The organism is Bradyrhizobium sp. CCBAU 21365, from assembly GCF_015291305.1.
GTDB classification, from domain to species: domain Bacteria; phylum Pseudomonadota; class Alphaproteobacteria; order Rhizobiales; family Xanthobacteraceae; genus Bradyrhizobium; species Bradyrhizobium elkanii.
This window is the reverse complement of sequence record NZ_CP030036.1, coordinates 8,268,136-8,291,260: the sequence shown is the minus strand read 5'-3', so window position 1 is coordinate 8,291,260 and position 23,125 is coordinate 8,268,136. Positions and strand designations below refer to the sequence as shown.

The 23,125-nt window shown below is 62.1% G+C and carries 23 protein-coding genes and 2 pseudogenes; 13 read left to right on the top strand and 12 right to left on the bottom strand.

Annotated features, from left to right (window positions below; all coding sequences use genetic code 11):
• Positions 1-17: 17 nt before the first annotated feature.
• A pseudogene (locus XI02_RS39140) lies at positions 18-609 on the bottom strand (CBS domain-containing protein); the annotation flags it as partial.
• A gap of 276 nt (positions 610-885) precedes the next feature.
• Here XI02_RS39140 and XI02_RS39135 point away from each other — a divergent pair.
• From XI02_RS39135 to XI02_RS39115, 5 genes are all read left to right on the top strand, one after another.
• Positions 886-1,257: a carboxymuconolactone decarboxylase family protein gene (locus XI02_RS39135; protein ID WP_028339962.1), complete on the top strand. Its 372-nt coding sequence runs from the start codon at positions 886-888 to the stop codon at positions 1,255-1,257.
• An 84-nt stretch (positions 1,258-1,341) separates the two neighbouring features.
• Positions 1,342-1,632, top strand: a complete 291-nt coding sequence (locus tag XI02_RS39130; RefSeq protein WP_129964731.1) for a hypothetical protein — start codon at positions 1,342-1,344, stop codon at positions 1,630-1,632.
• A 113-nt stretch (positions 1,633-1,745) separates the two neighbouring features.
• Positions 1,746-2,567 carry a universal stress protein gene (locus XI02_RS39125; protein WP_028339964.1) on the top strand — a complete coding sequence of 274 codons (822 nt, stop codon included), beginning with the start codon at positions 1,746-1,748 and terminating at the stop codon, positions 2,565-2,567.
• Between the two features lie 245 nt (positions 2,568-2,812).
• Positions 2,813-3,025: a DUF2892 domain-containing protein gene (locus tag XI02_RS39120; RefSeq protein WP_028339965.1), complete on the top strand. Its 213-nt coding sequence runs from the start codon at positions 2,813-2,815 to the stop codon at positions 3,023-3,025.
• 16 nt (positions 3,026-3,041) lie between these two features.
• The gene (locus tag XI02_RS39115) at positions 3,042-3,302 is read left to right on the top strand and encodes a hypothetical protein (protein ID WP_028339966.1); all 261 of its coding nucleotides are present in this window, start codon (positions 3,042-3,044) and stop codon (positions 3,300-3,302) included.
• 369 nt (positions 3,303-3,671) lie between these two features.
• Here XI02_RS39115 and mgtA read toward each other — a convergent pair whose 3' ends face one another.
• Positions 3,672-6,281 (bottom strand): magnesium-translocating P-type ATPase, encoded by a 2,610-nt coding sequence (gene mgtA, locus XI02_RS39110; protein WP_028339967.1) that lies wholly within the window; start codon positions 6,279-6,281, stop codon positions 3,672-3,674.
• 256 nt (positions 6,282-6,537) lie between these two features.
• On the opposite strand from mgtA, the gene XI02_RS39105 reads away from it, so the two are divergent.
• The gene (locus XI02_RS39105; protein ID WP_172646738.1) at positions 6,538-6,702 is read left to right on the top strand and encodes a hypothetical protein; all 165 of its coding nucleotides are present in this window, start codon (positions 6,538-6,540) and stop codon (positions 6,700-6,702) included.
• A 382-nt stretch (positions 6,703-7,084) separates the two neighbouring features.
• Here the strand turns inward: XI02_RS39105 and XI02_RS39100 are convergent, their stop codons facing one another.
• Complete coding sequence (locus XI02_RS39100; RefSeq protein WP_051447789.1) at positions 7,085-7,810, bottom strand: CBS domain-containing protein; 726 nt, start codon at positions 7,808-7,810, stop codon at positions 7,085-7,087.
• A 137-nt stretch (positions 7,811-7,947) separates the two neighbouring features.
• On the opposite strand from XI02_RS39100, the gene XI02_RS39095 reads away from it, so the two are divergent.
• Positions 7,948-9,171, top strand: a complete 1,224-nt coding sequence (locus XI02_RS39095; protein WP_244980968.1) for an OpgC domain-containing protein — start codon at positions 7,948-7,950, stop codon at positions 9,169-9,171.
• A gap of 28 nt (positions 9,172-9,199) precedes the next feature.
• Here the strand turns inward: XI02_RS39095 and hemN are convergent, their stop codons facing one another.
• From hemN to XI02_RS39065, 6 genes are all read right to left on the bottom strand, one after another.
• Positions 9,200-10,552 (bottom strand): oxygen-independent coproporphyrinogen III oxidase, encoded by a 1,353-nt coding sequence (gene hemN, locus XI02_RS39090; protein WP_028339970.1) that lies wholly within the window; start codon positions 10,550-10,552, stop codon positions 9,200-9,202.
• Positions 10,553-10,607: 55 nt separating this feature from the next.
• A complete protein-coding gene (locus XI02_RS39085) occupies positions 10,608-11,285 on the bottom strand; it encodes a helix-turn-helix domain-containing protein (RefSeq protein ID WP_028339971.1) in 678 nt (225 codons plus the stop codon).
• Between the two features lie 188 nt (positions 11,286-11,473).
• A complete protein-coding gene (locus XI02_RS39080; protein ID WP_155258421.1) occupies positions 11,474-11,638 on the bottom strand; it encodes a hypothetical protein in 165 nt (54 codons plus the stop codon).
• Between the two features lie 19 nt (positions 11,639-11,657).
• The gene (locus tag XI02_RS39075) at positions 11,658-12,380 is read right to left on the bottom strand and encodes a CBS domain-containing protein (RefSeq protein WP_028339972.1); all 723 of its coding nucleotides are present in this window, start codon (positions 12,378-12,380) and stop codon (positions 11,658-11,660) included.
• 62 nt (positions 12,381-12,442) lie between these two features.
• Positions 12,443-12,736: a cytochrome c gene (locus XI02_RS39070; RefSeq protein ID WP_370143886.1), complete on the bottom strand. Its 294-nt coding sequence runs from the start codon at positions 12,734-12,736 to the stop codon at positions 12,443-12,445.
• 77 nt (positions 12,737-12,813) lie between these two features.
• The gene (locus XI02_RS39065) at positions 12,814-13,650 is read right to left on the bottom strand and encodes a universal stress protein (protein WP_028339974.1); all 837 of its coding nucleotides are present in this window, start codon (positions 13,648-13,650) and stop codon (positions 12,814-12,816) included.
• A gap of 162 nt (positions 13,651-13,812) precedes the next feature.
• Between XI02_RS39065 and phbB the strand changes: the two genes are divergently transcribed.
• The 6 genes and pseudogenes from phbB to XI02_RS39035 all read left to right on the top strand — a co-directional run bounded on the left by phbB (position 13,813) and on the right by XI02_RS39035 (position 20,095).
• Complete coding sequence (gene phbB, locus XI02_RS39060) at positions 13,813-14,538, top strand: acetoacetyl-CoA reductase (protein WP_172646739.1); 726 nt, start codon at positions 13,813-13,815, stop codon at positions 14,536-14,538.
• Between the two features lie 15 nt (positions 14,539-14,553).
• On the top strand, positions 14,554-15,033 hold the full coding sequence (locus XI02_RS39055; protein ID WP_244980971.1) for a CBS domain-containing protein: 480 nt from the start codon (positions 14,554-14,556) through the stop codon (positions 15,031-15,033).
• A complete protein-coding gene (locus XI02_RS39050) occupies positions 15,030-15,419 on the top strand; it encodes a hypothetical protein (protein WP_080686696.1) in 390 nt (129 codons plus the stop codon). Before XI02_RS39055 ends, XI02_RS39050 begins: the two co-directional genes overlap by 4 nt.
• A pseudogene (locus tag XI02_RS39045) lies at positions 15,416-17,230 on the top strand (PHA/PHB synthase family protein). Before XI02_RS39050 ends, XI02_RS39045 begins: the two are co-directional and overlap by 4 nt.
• Positions 17,214-17,555, top strand: a complete 342-nt coding sequence (locus tag XI02_RS39040; RefSeq protein ID WP_035631253.1) for a hypothetical protein — start codon at positions 17,214-17,216, stop codon at positions 17,553-17,555. Before XI02_RS39045 ends, XI02_RS39040 begins: the two are co-directional and overlap by 17 nt.
• Positions 17,540-20,095: a cation-translocating P-type ATPase gene (locus XI02_RS39035; RefSeq protein WP_129964726.1), complete on the top strand. Its 2,556-nt coding sequence runs from the start codon at positions 17,540-17,542 to the stop codon at positions 20,093-20,095. The genes XI02_RS39040 and XI02_RS39035 overlap by 16 nt, the downstream gene beginning before the upstream one ends.
• Before the next feature lie 144 nt (positions 20,096-20,239).
• Here the strand turns inward: XI02_RS39035 and XI02_RS39030 are convergent, their stop codons facing one another.
• From XI02_RS39030 to XI02_RS39020, 3 genes are all read right to left on the bottom strand, one after another.
• Positions 20,240-20,485, bottom strand: coding sequence for a hypothetical protein (locus XI02_RS39030; RefSeq protein WP_018273625.1), 246 nt, complete (start codon positions 20,483-20,485; stop codon positions 20,240-20,242).
• Between the two features lie 68 nt (positions 20,486-20,553).
• Complete coding sequence (locus tag XI02_RS39025; protein WP_371814018.1) at positions 20,554-22,134, bottom strand: AAA family ATPase; 1,581 nt, start codon at positions 22,132-22,134, stop codon at positions 20,554-20,556.
• Positions 22,134-23,117 (bottom strand): zinc-dependent alcohol dehydrogenase family protein, encoded by a 984-nt coding sequence (locus tag XI02_RS39020; protein ID WP_194483290.1) that lies wholly within the window; start codon positions 23,115-23,117, stop codon positions 22,134-22,136. Before XI02_RS39020 ends, XI02_RS39025 begins: the two co-directional genes overlap by 1 nt.
• Positions 23,118-23,125: the final 8 nt, after the last annotated feature.

The window sequence follows — 23,125 nt, the reverse complement described above, 5'->3', positions numbered from 1 at the left end:
GTAGTCGTCCGCGGTTGGATCCGGGATTTCGTGTGCCCCGCTCAAGTGGACGATGCCGTCCCGAACGATGACGCTGAGTCCAAGCGGGCACCAGGCGTTGCGTTCGATCTCGTCCAGAATGCGCTGCCGGATCTGGTCGTCGTTTTCGGTCGGATCAGGTACGTCGCGTGCAAGACTCGCCACCGTTCGCAGCAGGTTGCTGCGGGTGATAATGCCGACAAGTTTGCCGTCGCGAATCTCCGGCAGCCGCTTGACGTTGTTTTTCTCCATCAGTTCGACGAGCGTCGTCAGCGGCGCATCCTCGGCCACGGTGACCGGCGCACGCGTCATGATCTCAGAGACCTTGCGTCCATGCTCGGACACGTAGTCCTCGGCCCACTTTCCCGGTCCGAGAATGAAGGTCATCAACCAGTTGCGCTTCCGCTCGGTGCCGATCTCGCTGCGATGAAGAAAATCGCCTTCGGTGACGATGCCGGCGATCGCGCCGTCGCGATCGACCACCGGTAGCCCGCTCACATGGTGCCGAAGCATGATGTTTGCCGCGTCGAGGATGGTGCTGTCCGGCGTTGTCGAGGGCACCTTGCGAGCCATGATCTGGTGCGCGTACATCCGAATGTCTCGTGGTGTTCAGCCTAACTCCAGATGCGGTGGGACGCGTTGATCTGACGCAAGCGGTAAATTGGGTGCGGTTTGATCTGGCGCAAATGTCACGCGCGATCACCGGGTTACAAAGTGCGGGTCCTTGCAGGCCGAACACGCACGTCCTTCATAGAGGCCAGATCGTGTTGCCGGCTGCGTTGGATGAAGGGCGGCGTTCGCCGTTGCATCCCCGTCGGCGGAGCCGCCCTTTCCTGGACCGTTTGAATAGCGAAGACCGAGGGTCGCATGCAAAAGGACTATGCCGACATCTGCAAGCACATCTCCAACAATCTGGGCCAGTTGCGCAAGGGCATTCCTGAAACCATGCGAGCGTTCTCGGCCATGGCGCAGGCGGCCACCAGAAATGGCGCGCTCGATGCCCGAACCAAGGAATTGATCGCGCTCGCGCTGGGCGTTGCCGCGCACTGCGACGGCTGCATCGGCTTCCACGCCGAGGCCCTGGTCAAGCTTGGGGTCAGCCGCAAGGAGGTCGAGGAGACGCTCGGATTGGCGGTCTACATGGGCGGCGGACCGTCCTTGATGTATGCCGCCGACGCGTTGCAAGCTTACGACCAGTTTCAGGAGCGCGCGGTGGTTTCCGAGCCGGCGATGGATTGATCCGACGCCACGCGCCGTGGGGCGTTGGCGAACTGCTGGAAGGGACCGGAGCTGTCCTCCTTCGATAGCCGGGAGTTTGGTGCGATGTGCTCTGGAGATGGCAAGCGGCGGCTGCCGCAGCAACACGGGAATGGAGCCGTCACCGTTGCGCAGCCACGTCAGGCGGCGAAGAATGCCGATGAGGTGGCGCAGAAGAAGCCGCGTGCCCGAAAGCCTCAGGACGACGCTTCATATTGGGCGTCCCGCGCCGAGCGGACGAAGCGGCAGGCCGCGCGACATCAGGACCAGGCGACTCGCGATCATTTCATGAAGATCGCGGCCGGATATGAGGCGCTCGCCCGCTCGGCCCGCAGCGTCGGGCAGGATCGAGATTAGGCGGACGGCAGACGTAGAGCTTAGGGGACCGAGGCGAGCTTGAGCTGGCTCAACGTAGGCAGCGCCGCCATACGCGGCAATACATGATCATTTTAGCTTGGTGGAGCAGACACATGTTTTTGGCCAATGTCATGGTTTATGTCGACCCTCAGCAGCAGGACGAGGGACAGATTCGCGTCGCCGAAGGGATTGCGGACAAGTTTCACGCATCGATGATCGGCGTCTCAGCTTCCGCCATCGATCCGCCCTTCGTCGCCGAAGGGGTGATCATCGAGCAGACGACCGAAGATGACGTCAGGCGGATGCGGGCCGATCTCGCGGCGAAGGGCGAATGGTTCGGGAAGATCACGGGTCGGGAGCGTCACAAATTGGAGTGGCGGTGGGCGCTGGAATCCCCCACCGCGTTTCTCGCGGAGCAGGCGAGGGCGGCAGATCTGGTTGTCTTCAAGCGCCGGAAGGCCCAGTCCTACAATTTCCATTACCTCGATTCGGCCGAGGCCATCCTGCGGATGGGTCGTCCCACGCTGTCGGTGCCGGAAGGCGTAACCGGCTTGTCCGCCGATCGCATCGTCGTCGGGTGGAAGGACACCCGCGAGGCGCGTCTGGCGATTCGGGACGCGTTGCCCTTCCTGACCCGGGCTTCCAAAGTGACCGTCGCCGAAATCTGCACGTCGGACGAGCAGGACGCAGCGACCCGCCGCTTGCGCGATGTCGCGAGCTATCTCGAACGGCACAGCGTCAATTGCCAGTTCGACGTTCGCGTCCACACGGCCGAGCCGGACGCAGGGTACCTTGTCAGACTGGCAAAGAGCGAAGGCGCCGACCTCATCGTCACCGGAGGCTATGGACATAGCCGGCTCGGTGAATGGATGTTCGGCGGCATGACGCGGGGCTTGCTGCAGCAGGCTCCAATCTGCCTGCTGATGTCGCATTAGACCAGCCGTTCCAGGGCGCGGTGACGGTGGCATCTGAGGATGTTGGTCTTGCGGTCGCCATGGCCGTTTAGTGCCGCTCGGTGCGCGTCGGAGCAGCTCTGCCGTCTGAGGTTCGACAAATCGACAATCGCGGCGAAGTGCCAATGGTGCTGGTTGGCGATCTGCGCCGCGTGAATTGATCACGATCAAGGGCCGGGAGCCGGAGTGCGTTCAAAATGGAGCGGCATCGAAGGAGGCAGATTGCCATGACACGCAACGTCGGACTCATTGATCAGTACGCCCGGATCATCATCGGTCTGGCCGTGATCGCATATACCCTGAAGGACGGCTCCCTTGGAGCGGGATGGCTGGTCGCCGGGACTCTCGGATGCGTCCTGATCGCGACAGCGTTCTTCTCTTACTGTCCGCTCTACACATGGCTGGGAATCAACACTCGGCAGACGTCCAACTCGATCTAGAGATCTGACAAGATTAATGAATAAGAATCTCACCCTTGTCGAGTTGCGATCGCGACTCGATCGCCTCGGCGCAGGCGCTGTCTTGAGAATCTCTGATCGTGATTATGAGCGGTTGTTTGGGATCAACGAGGTCGCTGCCGCCAAGGCCGCACAGTTTGCCAGGAAGCATCGTTGCGTGAGCGTTCCGCGCGAAGATTCGGTGTACTTCCGAAAGTCGACCCCCGACGCGTATGGTTCAGCCGAACTGGTGCAGGACGGGCCTTCAATTTCCACCTGAACTGGAATTCCGCTCAACGAGACCTTCAGTCGAGAGTGATGATGGTCAGAAGCAGCTGGAAGATCTCCCAGCCGGCGGCGACCAGTAATGTCCCAACGATGAGCACACGGCCGTACCATGAGACAGTCGGATCGCTCCGACGCTTCCGGCGTCGAAGCTGATTGACCGTCGGCATCGATGTAAGGCTTGGAATGGCGTGAGCATGCCTATCGCTCGCGTCGCCAAGTCTCAGTTCGTTCCGTTGTCGTGATCGATCCATTTGTGGGCAAAGCCGTGCACTGTACCAGCACAACGATCGCATTCCAGGGACGAAAGACCTTGATGCGAATCAACTCCGGTCCACGGTTCGGTTGATGTGAGCGCCGTAGGTCATCCATTCAGTGCGGTACCCTTGGCAGGATATTGTCGCCTCAGCGCAGCGCGATTTGGCTCATATGTAGCGGCTGGAAGAGCAGGGCGCTTTCCGGTCTCCGCCATGACGAGGTAGCCGAGCGTTATCAGCGTGATCGCGCCTAGCAGCACAGGCGGCAGGTCCGCGAAACCGAACAAGGAACCGAACGGTCCCAGGGCCAGGAAGATCCCTGAAGCAAGCGCGCCCAGCGAGCCCAACCCCAGGATGAGGTGCGGGCGGCTGGCGCGCCACGGCGGCCGCCGCGAGCGGATCAGGAAGATCACGAGGATCTGCGTAGCGATCGATTCCAGGAACCAGCCGGTCTGGAACGCGGCGGCATCAGTATGGAAGACCTTCAGGAGAATGGTGAAAGTTGCGACGTCGAACAGCGATGAAATCGAGCCCATGACGAACGTGAACCGCAGGATATCAGCCATGTTCCATGATTGGGGTCTCTCGACATCCTCCTCATCGATCTCGTCAAACGGAATGCCGGTCTCGGAGAGATCGTAGAGCAGGTTGTTCAGGAGAATCTGCAGCGGCAACAGCGGCAGGAACGGCAGGGCAATGGATGCCAGCGCCATCGATAGCATGTTGCCGAAATTCGAGCTGGTTCCCATCCGGACATATTTCAGGATGTTTGCGAACGTTCGTCGTCCCTCGATCACGCCCGCACCCAGCACCGAGAGATCCGGCGCCAGCAGGATCATGTCCGCCGCCGCGCGTGCCACCTCGGTCGCGCCGGCGACGGAAATTCCGACATGGGCGGCGTGAATCGCCGGAGCGTCGTTCACGCCGTCGCCCATGAAGCCGACGACGTGACCGCGTTGACGCAAGGCCCGGATGATCCGCCTCTTCTGCTCGGGATCGATCCTGGCGAACAGGTCGACGTCCTCGATCTGCGCGGCGAGCGCCTGATCGCTCAGATTGGCGATCTCGCCGCCGGTCAGGATACGACCGGAGGGAAGACCGACGGCATCCGCGACATGCGCGACCACCGCAGCGTGGTCTCCGGAGAGCACCTTGATGCCGACGCCACGTGCCCTCAGGTCTCGGACCGAGTCGGCCGCATCGCGCTTGGGAGGGTCCGCGAACGCGCAGAAACCGACCACCGTCAGGACAGCTTCGTCCGCGGTCGTAACATTGGCCCGATCCGGCGCCATGGTTCGGATGGCGACGCCGAGCAGCCGAAAGCCCTGCCGGGCATGGTCATCCTGCAGGCGAACGAGCGCGGCACGGTGGCTGTCATCCAGCGGCCGGGCCAAGCCGTCGACCTCGACTGCAACCGCGCGGTCCATGATCGCTTCCGGCGCGCCCTTGACGATCAGGAACCGGTCGTTGTCCCGCATCGCAAGGACCGAGAGGCAGCGCCGCTCGAAGTCAAACGGAATCTCGGCGAGCCGGGTCCAGGCGCTGCTGCCCGGCGGGCTGTCTGCGGCAAGCAGCGCCTCATCCAGCGGGCTGTGAATGCCGGTCTGGAAGGCGCTGTTCAATCGAGCCAGCTCGAGCACCCGATCGCTGGGGCGTCCCGCAGGATCGAAATGTGCTGCGAGCGTGATCTTGGCTTCTGTCAGCGTGCCGGTCTTGTCGACGCATAACGTGTCCATCGCACCGAGATCGTGGATAGCAGACAGCCTCTTGACGATCACCTGCCGCTTCGCCATCCGCTGCGCTCCGCGCGCCAATGTCACCGTCATCACCATCGGCAAGAGCTCGGGCGTCAGGCCGACGGCGAGCGCGACGGCAAACAGGAATGATTCCATGGCCGGCCGATGTGCCACGAGGTGGGCGAGCAACACGAACAGCGTCAAAAAAAGCGTCAGCTTGAGGATGAGCAAGCCAAGCTTCTGTACACCTTGCTCAAGGGCGCTTGGGGGATCGTTCGCCAGCAGCTCGGCGCTGATCATGCCGAAGCGCGTACGGCGGCCAGTCTCGACGACGAGCATGACCCCGTTGCCGCCAACGACGCTGGTGCCGGCGAACAGCGCATTGCTCGCTTCCGCAGGCTGACTGGTCGCGCATGGCTCCGTCGTCTTCGCGGCAGGAAACGGCTCGCCGGTCATCAGGGCCTCGTTCAGCTGGAAATTGCGGGCCATGAGCGCGACCCCGTCGGCCGGCACGAGGTCGCCGGTCCGCAGCTCCACGACGTCTCCGGGCACGAGTTCGCTCACCGGCAACGCGACGATTGCGCCATCGCGAATGACATCGGCCTGGATGGCAACCGAGCGTCGCAACGCATCGGCGGCGACCTCCGCGCGGTGCTCCTGCACGATATCCAGCGTCAGTGACAGGCCCACCACGAGCGTGATGATCACAAAGCTCGCGAGGTCGCCGCTGAAGCCCGACACGGCCGCCGCCACGATCAGGATGGCAATCAGCGGGTTGACCAGACGATGTACGATCTTCTGCAGGATCGATCGCGTGCCCGATGGCTCTGCGAGGTTTGGGCCGATCCGGGCGAGCCGCTTTTCGGCCTCCTGTTGGCGCAGACCGCACCGCTGGGTGTCGAGCCTGCACAACAGCGCATCGGCCGGCTCCCGCCAGAACGCTTCAACGGCAGGCCCATACGCGGGCGGCTTGAGCGGCATGAGAATCTCGCGCTGCTGGAAAGAATTGGCAGCAAATCATACTGCAGCCTCGTAGGTGCGAGGTTGATGCGGCTCAAGCGACTCGGGGCGGTGTGCGACCCGTCTCCCTGGCGAGGTAAGTCTCGGGCAAAGCGAGGAAATTCTCGCTCCAAGGCAGGCGGGGCCGGGTCGAGCCACAGCCGCTGCTTGCTGGCCAGCGTGTGCGCGGCTAGGATTACTCTTTCAAAGCACGCGAATGGGTAGAAAACGCTGTCCCATGGAGCGATTTATTCACGACGAGAACCTGGCCTTGTTCAGGAAAAAGCTTGCAGATCCACAGCTGACGGACGAGGAACGCAAGGTCGTGCTCAAGCTGTTGGCCGATGAAGAAGCGAGACAGATTGCGTCTCAAGGCACGGCAGAAGATCGCAGGCCGGATTGATGCAGATCAAGTCCGATGCCCGGGCAATCTGCTTTGCTTGGATGCGCAGATCCCCTAACTGCGTAGAGCAGCCCCACTGAAGCTGCCGGCTGGCCTAAGCTGCCGGCTTCTTTGGGCGGGCCGCGATCGGAGACCCGCAGGATGGTGTTCCGGTCCGTGATCGGATCGGACTGGAGTTTCTGAACGCCGCCGCTGCGATCACGCACAGGAAGCAGGATTCGAACCGAGGAGCCGGCTGGCAACGTCGATCGTCACGTTGTGGTCATCGACGGGTCGGGCAAGGAAATTCACCGGGAGGCGATCTATCTCGTCTAGGGACTGGCGCATAGTCTGTCGATGCAAGGCAGGCGCCATTGGCGCGATCATCGGCGCCTTTGCATGCTTACAAGGGTTGATCGTCTTCGGTCGAAGGCTCTTGCTCTAACGAGACAAAGTCGCCGCCGCCATAGTCCTCTTCCGCCGGCGGGTAGGCCATTTTTACCAGTTGGTCTTCGACCCGCTTCACGCCCGAGACGTTTTCCGCAGCAACGATCGCTGCTTTGTGCGCATTATCGCTCCGGATGCTGCCGCGTAGGCTGACGATCCCGTCATTTACGCTGACGTCCAGTGCAGCGGGTCGCCAAGGCGCATGCGCAAATGCCGCAATGACCGACGCACGGATCTGATCGTCATTGCCGGAAATGGAAGACCATTCGAGGCGAAGCCTTGCGATTGCCGTCATGAAATCCGTGCGCGTGACCATCCTATCGCGCATGACCGGGAATCGCGTGACGCCGTGCGATTCCATGAGCTGGACGACCTGCTCAAGCGATGTGTCCTCCTCGACGGTGATTGGGTCGGGCGACATGATCTGACTGACCTTGCGGCCATGTTGGCGCGCGAAGTCGAGTGCAACCTGGTTCGTGCCCGCGAGCATCGCAAGCCAGCGGCCGCGGCGCTTCTCCGTTCCAACTCCCACGCGCCGGATGAAATCTCCGTCCGACAGGATTCCGATGAGCGCTCCGTCTTGATCGATGACAGGAAGGCCACTGATGTGATGGGACAGCATGGTCTTGATGGCATCGATCACCGATGCATCGCCATCGATTGTGATGACGTTCCGTGACATGATCTCCCGTACGCGCACAGCGTAGATCCTCCGACTCGAACTGATCCAGCTAACTCTCGGAAGGAACAACGTGTGTTGATCCTTATCAATCGGACGGTCGTGCAACTGCGCTGATATGTTAAACAGTGCGGCAGGCAATGGGCAAGCCGACAGCTGGTAATGGTCTCATGCTTTCTGACTGTTCGACCGGTCCCTTGAACGGCAAGAGTCTTCACCGGAACCCCGCGCTCCTGACCGTTCATCCCGGGAAGGACGACAGCGTGCCTTTGGACCGCGATCTCCGGCTGGATCTATGCCGAGGTCTTGCGCTCTGGTGCGTCTTCCTCGATCACATCCCCAAGAATGTCTTCAGCTGGTTGACCTTGCGCCATTATGGCTTCAGCGATGCGACCGAAGTCTTCATGTTCGTGTCCGGCGTGACATGTGCGCTGAGCTACAGCAGCGTCCGCCGTCGCGATGGGTGGGCTACAGTCCTCGCACATACGCTGCTGCGAAGCTGGGAGATCTATGCGGCCTTTCTCATCCTGACCATCGCGCTTGCCATCGTTGCGTACAGCTCAGGCAGCAACCGGCTGGCGGACGAAGCCAACGTGAAGATCCTGCTGCAAGAGCCGGGTGCTGCGCTGGCCCACGCCGCCATCCTGATGTATCGCCCCGTAAATACGGATGTCCTGCCGACCTTCGTGCTGTTTCATCTATCGTTTGCGCCTGCCCTCTGGGGAATATCGAAGTTTCCTGGTGCGTCCCTGCTGATCTCCGCGTTCCTCTATGCGCTGGTCCAATTGTACGGCTGGAACTTGCCGCAGTGGCCGGTCAATCTGTGGTACTTCAATCCGTTTGCCTGGCAGCTTCTGGTCGTTCTCGGGGCGTGGTGGGCGATCCGGGGCTATCGAATGTTTGGGCGGAAAATCGCGTCGTGGCCCGTCGTCGCACTTGCGATAGCGTACCTCGGCTTTGGTCTTGTGATCACATTGAGCTGGCAGATCGAGCCATTGGCGGCCGCGGTTCCCAGCTATATTGCGCGGTTGATCTATCCGATCGACAAGCCGGATCTGGACCCGCTGCGGCTCCTGCATTTTCTGGCAATTGCCGTCGTCGTGGCGAGGTTCGTGCCGCCGAATTGGCGAGGACTTGCCAGGGGCGGCCTGAGGGGCGCAATTCGTTGCGGCGAGCGTTCGCTCGAAACCTATTGTGCAGCTGTCGTGCTCTCCCTGTTGGCGAGTTTGTATCTCATCGAAGTGTCCGACAGCATTGCGGCGCAGTTTCTGACGAGCGCCGCAGGGATCGCGGCGCTCGTTCTGTTTGCGACATGCCTGGCCTGGATCGGTAAACGAAGCCGCCAACATCCGAAACTGCTGTAGACGGCGGACCGGTTCCGCCGGTCGGAATCTAGACCGCTCGGCTATGCCGGTTCGTGGCGCGACCAAGGTGAGCGTCGAACGCCGAGGCGACGCTTCGGACCAGGAACTCCGCATCATCGTTGATCAGGAGCCGGTCACCTCTCATCGTCACCGCGCCGTCCGCGATCAGCCTGTCGAGCCGGGAACGATCGACGACGGCCGAACCAGGATCCCAGCGGTGCCGGCGGCACATTCCCGGCAGGTCGACGGCCATGTCGCACATGATGCGCTCGATGATGTCGGCTCGGAAACGGTCCTCCGCCGTCAGCATGTAGCCCTTGACGGTGGCAAGCCGGTCCTCGGCGATGCGCGCAAGGTAGTCGCGTGTCGCGACTGCATTCTGCACGAAGCCCTGCGGCACGCGGCCGATTGCGCTGGCGCCGAGACCAATCAGGGTCTCGGCAGAATCGTCCGTGTAGCCCTGGAAGTTACGCCGCAGCCGGCCCTCGCGCTTTGCGATGGCCAGATTGTCGCCGGGGAGCGCGAAATGGTCGAGGCCGATGCGGATGTATCCGGCGTCGGTCAGCGCCTGCGCGACTGCCTCGGACTGACGATGCCGCTCGAGGCTATCCGGCAGCGACGCCCCGTCGATCATGCGCTGGTGCTTCTTGAAGGAGGGAATATGGGCGTATCCGAACACGGAAAACCGGTCGGGCCGCAGCGCGACGCATGTGTCGACGGTATCCAGGCAGGAAGCGACAGTCTGAGCGGGCAGGCCGTAGAGCAGGTCGAAGTTGATGCGGCCGACGCCGGCACGGCGCAGCCGCTCGACCGCTTCCGCGGTCTGCTCAAGGCTCTGCGACCGATTGATGGCGTGCTGGACGACAGGATCGAAGCTCTGGACGCCAAGGCTCGCGCGGTTGACGCCGCTGTAGCCCAATGCTTCCGCCATCGGCTCGGTCAGGGTGCGTGGATCGATCTCGACGGCGATCTCGGCGTCGGGCTGCACGAAGAACGAGTAGCGTAGCGCGCTGACGAGGTCGGCAAAGGCTTCTGGCGTCATGATCGTCGGAGTGCCGCCACCGAAATGGATGTGGGAGACGGGCAATCGCTGACCGACCGCTTCCGCAACGAGATGCGCTTCGGTGCGAAGGCCGGCGGCGTAAACGACGACCGGTTCGTCGCGGCTGGTGATGGAGGTGTGGCACCCGCAGTACCAGCACATCGACCGGCAAAACGGCACATGCAGATAGATCGAGGCTGGCCGCCGAGCTGGAACTGACTTGAGCCATGCCCCGTAATCAACGTCGCCGACCGCCGCAGAAAAATGCGGAGCCGTGGGGTAGCTGGTGTAGCGCGGGAGCCTGTCCTGCCCATAGGTGATCGCCAGGTTCGACCGCATGCTATTCTTTGCCTCTCACTTGCGGCCGATTATCGAAGCCTGGCACGCCCTTCGCTTACGCCGCCATGTTCCGGTTCGATATCGCGCGGTTGCGCAGTTCCACCCGACGCGAGGTCGGAAGGGAGATCACGCCGTTCTGCTCGAGCTGGGTGAAGGTGCGTGACACCGTTTCGATCGTCAGACCGAGATAGTCGGCGATATCCTGCCGCGACATCGGAAGCTCGATCGCCGCATTCTTGACGGCGCGGCGCGCCATGTCGTGGAGGAAGCCGACGACACGATCTTCAGCGCTGCAGATCAGCAGCATCAGATGCTCCTGGAAGCGACGCAGTTCCTGGGCCGTCGCATCCCAGAGTTGGCGTGCCAGATCCTTTTCGTGGGTCGCACGGACCATGAGCGCGGCGCGCTTGACCACGATGACCCGCGTCTCGGAGACGGCCTCGGCCGAGGAGATATGGGTCTCGCCGGCCTCGAAGCCGAAAATATCCCCGGGCAGATAGAATGCGCCGATCTGGCGACGTCCGTCTTCCAGAATCTTGTAGGTTCGGACGGCGCCGGAAACGACCTGATAGAGGTATTCCGCGGCCTCGTCCTCGCCGTAAATTTCGCTGTTGCGGGCGAACCGCATCGGCGTCCCAACCATGCCGAAGGGTCCTTCAACGCGCGCCTGCCGGCTGAGGATGCTGGTCGGGTGATGGCTGTTCTCGAAAGAAATGGCGTTCTGGGTCTGCATGGCGACGCTCCATGAATGGGAAGATCGATGGAGGCAGATTGATCGCATCTCGTGGATCGGGAAATTTGGATATTTCCCCTAAGTAGAAGCCACTTACGTATTTGTACGTAGCTCCGGGAATGCAGAGCAATAAACGGTGGCCGCACGGCGAGACATCAGTGTCTCGGCGCGCGAGGCAAAAAGCGCTGCTAGGTCCCGTTCTTATCGGGATAGGCAGCGCGTGTGCTGGCTCCATTCCCGTCCTGTTCCCGAAGCCAGCGCGTCGTGCTGCGATCGGTCACGGCGAGCACGAGCGCAAAGATCGCGAAGATGAGACAGACGGCTGTGACGACAAGCAGTGTACTGATTGCCATGTTGGCCTCCTCGATCTGATCAGCTAGCCGCCTTGACGTCTTCCGGCGATTGCACGTAGTAGCCGGAGTAGCCGTCGACGAAGCATAGATGATCGCGGACTTCCCTGACGCCCGAGGTATTCTCGGCGAGGACGATCGCGGCCTGGCGAGCTCGTTCATCGAAGATCAGGCCGTGCAGATGCACGGCGCCGTTGCGTACCCAGACCTGGAAGCCGGCCGGCCGCCAGCCGGTGGCGTTGATTTCGCGCAGAATCCGTTCACGGATATGGCTGTCGTCGGCGGTCGGATCGGGAACTTCGCGCGCCAGCGATGCGACGGCCTGCAGGATGTCCGCCCGGGTGACGATTCCGACCATGGTCTTGCCCTTCACAACCGGCACCCGCTTCACGCCGTGCTTGTGCATCAGATGCACGATCTCGTCGAGCGGCGCCTGCTCATCGACGGTGATCGGGGTCGTGGTCATGACGTCCTCAACCTTGCGGCCGCGTTCGTGCACGAAATCGGTCGCAGCGCGACCCACGCCGGTGAACAGTTCCAGCCATGCCGAGCGCTTGTGTCCTGTGCCGATCTCGGCGCGCTCCAGGAAATCTCCCTCGGACACCATGCCCCTGAGCGTGCCGTCTTCGTCCATCACCGGCAGACCACTGAGGTGACATCGCAGCATGATATTGGCCGCATCCAGGATCTTCGTGTGCGGACTGACGGCGATGATATGCCTGGTCATTATCTGATGCGCACGCATGTCGGACCTCCGTGTTGAAGCTTGAACAATGAGGCTTTGTGCGTTCCGCGCATTGACCTGGCTCAACGGTCCGCTTGGCCCCGCTCGAGAGATTTCAAGAACAGAATGAAGTCGCCCACCTGGTCCGGCTCGAAGCTGAACTGGGGCATGGTCGGATGGCCGGTGACGATCCCTTCCGCCAGCGATTCCTGCAGCATCTCGACCGGATAGCGTTCGTGCAATGTCCGGAACGGAGGTGCTATCCTCAGCGGGCTCGGGCTTACCCGGTCGATTGAATGGCAGCGGGCGCAGTAGAGTTGCGCAAGGCGACGACCTTGTTCCTGGTCGGCGGCAGCAGGAGTCAGTGCGGCGCAGATCGTGCCGAGGATGACGAGGCCGCGAGCGACATGATGCCGAAGTGGACTGGCAGGATGTTTCACCAGACGCCTCGCGCTTAGTGGGACATCAGGACCGGGACGGTCATCGCACGCAGCATGTCGCGCGTCACGCCGCCGAGCAGGATTTCCTGCAGGCGGGAATGGCCGTATCCGCCCATCACCAGAAGGTCGAGGCTCTCATCCGCCGCGATCGACAGCAGGATCGACTGAACCTCGGACTTGGACGCCGGCAACGACGTGATCTTGGCCGGAAGCCCCTCCTTTGCAAGATAGCGCACCAGATGGTCGGTGGAGCATTCTGAAGGGATCGGATCAACGCCATCGATGGTGATGACGGCGAGAGCATCGGCTGCGCGCAGTAGCGGCATTGCGTCGTGGAGAGCGCGGGCGGCGAGCCGGCTGCCGTCCCAGCAGATCCCGATTCGCTTCGCCGAGAACGCGCCATGGAACGTGTAGGGCATGAACAGGACGGGACCGCCGGCCTGGAACAATAACTCCCGAGGGATCACGTTGTCGTAGCTGTTGTATTCGCCCAGCGGTTGCACCACCACGGTCAGGTCATGCAGTCGCGCGCTCGCGCAGATCATCTCCCGAGCATCGATGGGGAGCGCACCCACGGCGCGGGTCGCGTAGGATATCCCCGCATTACGTGCCTCGATATCGAAGACGCGCAGCGCAACCTCGGCGCGTTCGAGGGCCTGCTCATGTTCAGCCTCGAACAGTGAGGCGACCGCCGCGCCGCCTTCAACGACGAACGGTACGCTGGCGGTCTCGTAGCCGATCGCCATTGCGTCGAGGTGCGCGCCGGTGCCGAGCGCGAGCGAAACCGATCCGTCGACCGCGGGACGTGGCGACAGCTCCGTCGGGATGTGGACCAGGATGTTCTTGAACATGGCCGTTCTCCAAAGAGGTGGAAGAGCAAGTGCCACCAAAGCACGGATCGAGGCGGGCCAATTTGATCTGCCTCATGCGCGGTCGGGGATTCAGATTGAGCGAGATCAATTCATCGAGCGTGTAATTCGCGCAAATGTTGTGCCCAGCTTGGAGGAGCCGGCATGGCGCGCGTCGCATTGGTTACGGGTGGAAGCAGAGGAATTGGCGCAGCGATCTCGCGTGCCCTCGTTGCTGCCGGATGCCGGGTTGCGGCCTGCTATGCCGGAAATGCCGGGGCCGCCTGGTCGTTTCAGGATCAGACCGGAATTCCGGTGTTCCAATGGGATGTCGCGAACTTCCAGGCCTGTGCAGCCGGCATCCGCGAGGTGGAGGCGGCGCTGGGCCCGATCGACATCCTGGTCAACAACGCCGGTATCGTGCGCGACGCTACACTGCATCGAATGACCAAGCAGCAATGGGACGCGGTGATCCGAGCTGATCTCGATTCGCTGTTCAACATGTGCCGACCCCTCATCGAGGGCATGCGGGCGCGCAAGTTCGGACGGATCATCAACATCTCGTCGATCAATGGGCAGAAGGGCCAGATCGGCCAGACGAACTATGCCGCGGCGAAGGCCGCCGAGCTCGGCTTCACCCGTGCGCTCGCGCTCGAAAGCGCGCGGTTCGGAATCACGGTCAATGCGATCTGTCCCGGTTATATCAACACCGAGATGCTGGCCGCGGTGCCGACCGATGTCATGCAGAACTCCATTCTACCGCAGATTCCGGTCGGGCGGCTGGGGCAGCCGGAGGAGATTGCCCGTGCCGTCGCGTTTCTTGCCGCCGACGAAGCAGGGTTCATCACCGGATCGACGCTGTCGATCAATGGCGGTCAACACATGTGCTGAAGGGGAGAGATGACTATGCTCGCAACCGATGTGATGCGAAGTTCGTTCGCGACGATCAAGCCAACTGCCACAGTGCTCAATGCCGTCGAACTGCTGCTTGAAACCGATCAGCGCGGCCTGCCGGTGATCGACGACGCCGGCGAACTCGTCGGCATGGTTTCGGAGGGCGACTTCCTTCACCGCGATGAGCTGGACATCAGCCCGCCGTCCGGAAACTGGCTGGAGTCGCTGCTTGGCATTGTGGAGAATACATCTGAACGCGAGCGCATGCGGACGCTGCAGGTCGGCTCGCTCATGAGTGGATTGCCGATCACCGTCGATATCGAAGCATCGATCGAAGACGTCGTCGCGCAGATGGATGTCTACAATGTCGCCCAAATTCCGGTGCTCTGCGCCAGAACCGTCGTGGGTATTGTGAGTCGCAGGGAACTACTTGCGGCATTGGCGCGCCGATTGAGAGACGCAGAGAAAGCAAGCACCGGAGTTACATCATGAGCGAGACGGCCCTGCAATCACATGCGCACGCCGTCGTTTGGATCGATCACCTTGTTGCGAAGGTTTTCGGCATTGGGTTGACAGGCATCAGCACGACGGCCGTCCATGCGCATTTGGTGTCGCAGCATCTGCATCACAAGGCGAATACGATCGGCGATGGTCGCGTCCAGGCCGACGCGACGTTCCTCGCGAGGGTGGGGGAGGCCGTGAACGGTTGCAGCGATCTGCTCGTCATCGGTCCGGGTATCGAGAAGGTCGAGCTGACGCAGTATCTCAGGGCGGAGCGGCCCGACCTCAATTTGCATCTTGAGTCGAGCGATCATCCGACCGACGCGGAGATCGTGGCGCTCGGTCGGAAGCGGTTCCACCTCGGAGACGGGCGATGACAGTCCAGGCAGTTCTCGACCAGCCCAGATCTCCTGCCAACGACGATGTGACGGGTGCCGGAACGCCTGCATCGGCGCAGCCCGAGAAGGAGCCATTGACGGGTACGGAATCGCTCGACCAGCTCGTTCACGCGGCGATGGCGCAATGGACCGGCGGGCTTTCACCGGCTGGCCTCGCGCTCGCCTTCGCCGATTGGCAACTGCATCTGGCGGCCTCACCCGGTAGACGGCTTGAGCTGGCGTTGAACGCAGTTGCTGACGGCTCGCGCTTCGCGCGCATGGTGTCGACGCCGCATGCGGCCTGGCAACCCTGGTTCATGGTTAAGCCTCAGCCGGGTGACAACCGTTTTGCGGGCCAGGATTGGACGTTGCCGGCCTTCAACGTCATTGCGCAGGCGTTCCTGCTGGCGGAGCATTGGTGGCATTCGGCGACCAGCGGCCTGCACGGCGTCTCGAAAGCAAATGCAGCGGTCGTGGATTTCACCGTCCGGCAATGCCTCGACGTCGTTGCGCCGTCCAACTTTGCGTTCAGCAACCCCGAGGTGCTGCGCAAGGCAATGGATTCGGGTGGCGGCAACTTCGTTTCGGGCTGGCATAACTGGCTGGAAGATTGCAGGAATCTGTTGAGCGCCGAGCCGTCCGGATCCGCGCCCTTTGTGGTCGGCAAGGACGTTGCCGTGACCGAGGGCAAGGTTGTGTACCGGAATGAACTGATCGAGCTCATCCAGTACGCGCCCGAGACGGCCGACGTTTGCCCCGAACCGGTGCTGATCGTGCCGGCGTGGATCATGAAGTACTACATCCTCGATCTCTCGCCGCAGAATTCGCTCGTCCGGTTCCTGGTCGAGCGCGGCTTCACCGTGTTTATGATCTCGTGGCGAAATCCGGGGCCAGCTGACCGCGACCTTGGCCTCGATGACTATCGCAAGCTTGGGGTCGACGCTGCGATCGACGCGATAAATCAGCTCATTCCTGAACGTTGAATCCACGCGGCCGGCTATTGCCTCGGCGGCACGCTGCTCGCGGTTGCGGCCGCTCGGTTGCAGAAGGAGCGGCCCGGCTGCCTGCGCTCGGTGACACTGTTGGCAGCCCAGGTCGATTTCACCGATGCGGGCGAGCTGACGCTCTTCATCAATGAGAGCCAGGTTGCGTTCCTGGAGGATATGATGCGGCAGCGCGGCGTGCTCGAGACGGCGCAGATGGCCGGTGCGTTCCAGTTGCTGCGGTCGAACGACATGATCTGGTCGCGCCTGATCCGCGACTATCTGATGGGTGAGCGTGCCGCACCGAGTGATCTGATGTCATGGAACGCGGACGCGACCCGCATGCCCTATCGGATGCATTCGGACTACCTGCGCAAGCTCTTTCTGAACAACGACCTTGCCGAGGGTCGCTATCTGGCGGACGGGCAGCCGGTGGCACTTTCCGACCTTCGCGCCCCCATGTTCGTGGTCGGCACCGTCCGCGATCACGTCGCGCCCTGGCGGTCGGTTCACAAGATTCACCTGTTGGCTGATGCCAATATCGCCTTCGTGCTGGCGAGCGGCGGTCACAACGCTGGCATCGTTGCTCCGCCGTCGGAGGAGGGGCACAGCTATCAGTTGTTGGAGAAAATGGCGGATCAACCCTATGTCGGCCCCGACGAGTGGCTGCGCAAGGCGATGAATCGCGACGGATCCTGGTGGCTGGAGTGGGTTCGTTTCCTCACGGCGCATTCCGGTGCGTGGGTGCCGGCGCAGCCGGTGCTTCACGCGCCCGAGGGTGAATCGCCGCTCGAGGATGCGCCGGGCCGGTATGTCCTGCAGCATTGAGCTGCCGGCACGGGTGCTCGGGCAGCTTGATCTGCCGCAACTTCTCAACGGTGCGAACCGCTACGGTAAACTGCGCCGCGCCAGCAGGATCGAGTATCCAGCTGGGCACCCCTTGCCTAGGAAGCTTCAAACGGCGTTGTGCCAGCAGGAGAGAGCCATGAGCGTCATCCTTCGCATCCTCTTCGTCCTCGTGGGATCTATCACCGCGTTCTTCGTTGCGCGGGATTCTCTGAACTTTGACATCATACAGACATTTGTGGCCATTCTGCTCGTTACCGCGCTCTTGCTGGGTGGAAGCGTCTGGAACCTATGGCGGAAGACGTGAGCGCCACAGACCTCACAGGACTAAGCGAAGCCGAAGCGACGGCCCGGCTTCGGGTCGAGGGGCACAACGAGCTTCCGAGCCCTGAGCGGCGCACTCCCATACGTATCGCGTTGGACGTGCTGCGCGAGCCCATGCTCGCGCTGCTTCTGAGCGGCGGACTGATCTACCTTTTGCTTGGTGATCTCCAGGAGGCACTCCTGCTCCTTGGCTTCGGCGCCATGTCGATCGTGATCACGATCGTGCAGGAGACACGAACTGAACGCGTGTTAGAAGCCTTGCGCGACCTGACCAGTCCGCGGGCCCTCGTGATGCGGGATGGAGTACGCCGGCGTATCGCCGGCCGGGACGTCGTCCGAGGCGACCTCATCATCCTTGGCGACGGTGATCGCGTGCCAGCCGACGCTGTGCTCCTCGACGGTCATGATCTGCAGGTCGACGAGTCCCTGCTGACAGGCGAGTCGGTACCCGTTCGCAAGCAGGTGGTCGAGACGGACGCCGTGGCCGAGCATCGGCCGGGCGGCGACGATCAGCCGTTCGTGTATTCCGGCTCGCTCGTCGTGCGGGGCGAGGGCGCCGCCCGGGTCACGTCCACCGGACCGCGAAGCGAGATCGGAAAGATCGGAGCGTCTCTACGCACGCTGCAAGCGGAGCCGCCACGTCTCCAACAGCAGACGGCGAGGCTGGTGCGGTTTTGCTTTTTCGGCGGCGCTGCGGTCAGCATCGTTGCCGTGCTGCTTTACGGGACGTTGCGCGGAGACTGGCTGCAAGCGTTGCTCAGCGGCGTCGCAATCGGCATGTCCATGCTGCCGGAAGAATTTGGTGTGGTGCTCACCGTGTTCATGGCCATGGGCGCGTGGCGCATTTCGAAAGTCCGCGTGCTGACGCGCCGGGCGGCCGCAATCGAGACGTTAGGCTCCGCCACCGTCTTATGCACCGACAAGACCGGTACTCTGACGCTGAACGAAATGTCAGTTGTAGAATTGCGGTTGCTCGACGGTTCATGCATGCGTCCCAAGTCTTCGAATCCGGGTTGCGTACGACCCGAATTCCCGGAGATGCTGCGCTACGGCGTCCTTGCCAGTTCGCCTCAGCCGCTGGATCCGATGGAGCGGGCGCTGCACGCCCTTGCGGGCCACGTCCGGAAAGAAACCAGCGGGCAGGATGTTCATGGGCAACTGATACGTACCTATGGACTCCGGCCCGAGCTCCTCGCCATGACCCAGGTCTGGCGGTCATCCCCCGCAGAGGAATACGTTGTTGCAGCCAAAGGAGCCCCTGAAGCGGTTGCGCGTCTCTGCCAGCTGAGCCGTTTGGATCAGGAATCGATGAGAAGTGCCGTCGGCTTGATGGCGGAGCAAGGGCTCCGTGTGCTCGGGATCGCGGCGGCCGTGCATAAAGGCAACCAGCTTCCTTGTTCGCAGGAAGCCTTCGCATTCCGCTTCCTCGGACTGGTGGGATTCGCCGACCCGCTTCGCCCCGGTGTGCCTGCTGCGGTGCGTGAATGCCGCTCAGCGGGAATTGGCGTCGCCATGATCACAGGCGATTATCCGATAACCGCGGCCGCAATTGCGAAGCAGGCGGGGCTGGATGTCCATGAGGTGATCACGGGGAATCAGATCAAGCTCATGAGTGACCTGCAGCTTGCGGAACTCGTCAGACGCGTGAACGTGTTTGCTCGCGTATTACCGGAGCAGAAGCTCCGCATCGTGCAGGCAATGAAGCAGAACGGCGAGATCGTTGCGATGACCGGCGATGGCGTCAACGACGCTCCATCCCTGAAAGCGGCTCACATCGGTATCGCGATGGGCGGGCGCGGAACGGACGTCGCGCGCGAGGCGTCGTCCATAGTGCTGCTTGACGACGATTTCAGCGCGATCATCTCGGCCGTCCGCCTGGGTCGGCGCATTTACGACAATCTGCGAAAGGCGATGGCCTTCATCTTCGCTGTCCACGTTCCTATCGCGGGGCTCACCCTGCTTCCCCTGGTGTTCGGATTACCTTTGATTCTCGGCCCCGTTCACATCGCATTTCTCGAGCTAATCATCGATCCCGTATGCTCACTCGTGTTCGAGGCCGAGCGCGAGGAGCGCGACGTCATGGCGCGTCCACCCAGGCGAGCTGACAGCCCTCTGTTCACCTGGACGCTAGTTAGCTGGAGCGTACTTCAAGGTGCCCTGATTTTTGTGCTTGTCGCCGTTCTGTTCGTCATTGCACTTCACGCCGGCATGCCTGCAGATGAGGTCAGAGCCTTGGCCTTCTTCGCCCTCATCGGGTCAATTGTCGGTCTCGTCCTGGTCAATCGATCTTTCAGTTCTTCGTTCCTATCGGCGTTCTTCCGGCCGAATCTGGCGCTGGCGGTAATCTTGCTTTCAATCGCAGGCGCTCTCGGGACCGCACTGCTCTGGCCTCCGGCGTCCAGCTTGTTTCGTTTCGGTCCCCTTCATCCGGACGATCTGATGATCGCGCTCGGACCGGGAGTGGCGATGCTGGTGGTGCTTGAGCTGCTCAAGCCACTCTGGCGCCGGCGACTGAGATCCTAGCCGGCGGAAACGTTGAAGTGCGCCTGAAAGGTGATAACTGGGTGCCTACCTTACGAGGAACACGTCGGTAGCGGTGTTCCTACGTCGAAGGCCGGCTCCGAAGAGCCGGCCTTCGAGGTATGGCAGGCACGAGCAGCGCGCGTTCTAGCGGACTGTGACATCTCGGTTGGTGAGGGTCATCAGCAGCAATGACAGTCCGGATGCCGCCGCCACGAACGCTGCGGTCCATGTCAGCGCAGTGACTACGAACGCCGCCTCCAAGCGCCAGGCTAGAAGCGGCTCGGTCGAGGCAAGCGGAATGGCATTGGGGAAGAAGTAATTGTAAAATAAAACAAGCGCTACCGTTGAGATGACGCTTCCGGCAAGAAGAAGGCTCAATGCGCGTTTCATGACATTCTCCTGTCTGGGCGGGAGAATGCTGACAGGTTTCCGTCGATCGACCAATTCCGGATGTTTCCTTAGGTGATATTCCGCCGATTTGAATGGAAAGGTGCGTCTGGCAGGCAGGGCATGCTGCGCTGGAGAGTGGCGGCAGGTGAGCCTGATGCGTCGATGAGCTGCCAATCGATATGGCCAGTATCGATGCTCTCCTGGCTCAGAACGACGCCAGCCGTTGCATCCGAAGCGTCGTGTTGCCGTGAGGCGACGCGTCGCAGCCGGATGGCTTGTTCGGCGGTCAGGAACAATCCACTGAATTTCACCTTGGCATTGCGGGCGGCGGCTCGTGCGGCATCGCGCTCCGCCTGCTTCAAGAATGCCGCGTCGAGAACAACGGAAATCCCCTGAGCCATGGCGCGTTTGGCTCGGTCGAGCATGGCTTGATAAACGCGGTCCGATGCTTCGGGAGTGTAGGTCTCCGGCGCTAACGTGGCATGTTCGGCGACGTGGGAGAGTTGCTTGCGAATGACATCCGATCGCAGAACCAGGGCGCCCGGGGGCGGCGCGATCAGACGCGCCATGTCGCGCGCCAGCACGCTCTTGCCGGTACCCGACTTCCCGCCAACTGCAACTAGGCGGGGCGGCTCCGGCTCAATCAGCCGACGTGCAAGCTCGAAATAGCGGCCCGCTTGGGCGGCGATCTCTTGATCGAGTTGATGTTGCCGTGCCTTGGTGAAGAGCACATTAGCCCGGATCGCCGCTCGCATTGATAGAAACAATGGCAGCAAAGACAACGCACCCGATTGCGTGTCCCAGGCATTCTGCATGTAGCTATTGAATAGCCTGTTGGCGACGGTCTCGCGTCCGAAGTACAGCAGATCCGTCAGTGGAAATGCGAGGTCGTAGAGGACGTCGGTCGTCGCGATATCGGGGTCGAACTCGATCGCATCGAACAGAACAGGCTCGCCGTCGAGCAGGACGATGTTGCCGAGATGTGCATCGCCGTGACAATGCCGGATTTGCCCAGCTGCGGCGCGGAGGCGCAGAAGCTCAAGATTCCGAGCGAGCGATCGATGGCTCAACTCGTGCAGTTCATCGATCTTCCTGCAGGAAAGAGTTGACTCGGCGCGAAACTGCTCGGTGTTGCGATCGATGATGACGGGGAGTGACGTAAGCCAGTGCGATCCATCGCTCCCAATCAGTTCTCGATGGGATTTGAGCAGGATAGTGGCCAGTTTCTCGCCCAGCTCCGGCGGGATTGCGTCCTGCTCTGCGAGATGATCGAGTGTCTTGTTTTCGTCGAACCGAGCCATTTCGACGGCCCATTCGACGACTGGTCCGGTCCCGCCGACCGCAAGTCCATCGCGCCCGTGCGTGATCGGAACCACCCCGCGATAGATCGCGGGGGCGTGGCGCTTGTTGACGGCAATCTCATCCTCGCAAGCGCGCCGCCGCTTCTCCAACGTCGAGAAGTCGAGATAGGGCAGCTTGACCGCTCGCTTGATCTTCAGGACGCGCGAAGCTTCGAGAAAGACGATCGAACAATGGGTGTCGATCCGCTTGACCGGGGTGTTCGGCTCGCCAGATCCGGCCAGAAACGACAATACGGCGGCCTGGCCGGTCTCGCCTGTGGCAGTCGCAGTTGATGATGCCGGCGTCATCATGGCTTCAAGACGGCTGCGCCGACGAGCTTGCCGTCCCGCAAGCGCGCAAGTGCTTCGTTCGCCTGGTCCAGGGGAAAGACGGTGACGTGCGTCCGGATTCCAGCCCTTGCCGCTGTCTTGAGAAAATCGACGCCATCTTGTCGCGTCAGGTTGGCAACGGAAACGATCTGCCGTTCACCCCAAAGGATGTCGTAGGGAAAGCTCGGGATATCCGACATGTGAATGCCGGCACAGACCACGCGTCCGCCCTTGCGCAGCGTGCGCAGTGCAAGCGGGACGAGGGGCCCGGTCGGCGCATAGATGATCGCGGCATCAAGTTCTGCCGGGGGCCGATCTTCCGAAGCACCGGTCCAGCATGCGCCGAGCGACAATGCCAGGCGCTGGGCCTCGGTGTCGCCGGCGCGGGTGAAAGCGTACACATCCCGCCCTTGCCAGCGCGCCACTTGCGCGACGATATGTCCCGCCGCGCCAAAACCGTAGATGCCGAGCTTGCGGCCGTCGCCAGCCATCACCAGGGAGCGCCAGCCGATCAGGCCGGCGCACAGCAGGGGCGCCAGCTCCGCATCCTCGCCGTCTTCGCCGAGCGGAAAGCAGTAACGCGCGTCAGCCACCAGGTGCGTGGCAAAGCCGCCGTCCCGGGTGTAGCCGGTGAACAGGGGGGCGTCGCAGAGGTTTTCCTTGCCCTCCCGGCAGTAGGAACAATGCCCGCAGGTGGATCCGAGCCAGGGAACGCCGACGCGTGCACCGAGATGCAGGCCATCCACGCTTTCACCGATCGCGTCGATACGGCCAACCACCTCATGGCCGGGAACGATCGGATAGGCGATGCCGGGCAGTTCTCCATCGACGACGTGCAGGTCGGTGCGGCAAACGCCACAGGCGCCGACCTTGACGCGGACCTCGCCTGGTCCCGGAAGTGGGTCGGGCCGCTCGGTATATTGCAGCCGTGCGCCGCGCGCGGGCAGAATCATGGCGTGCATGGCGGAAA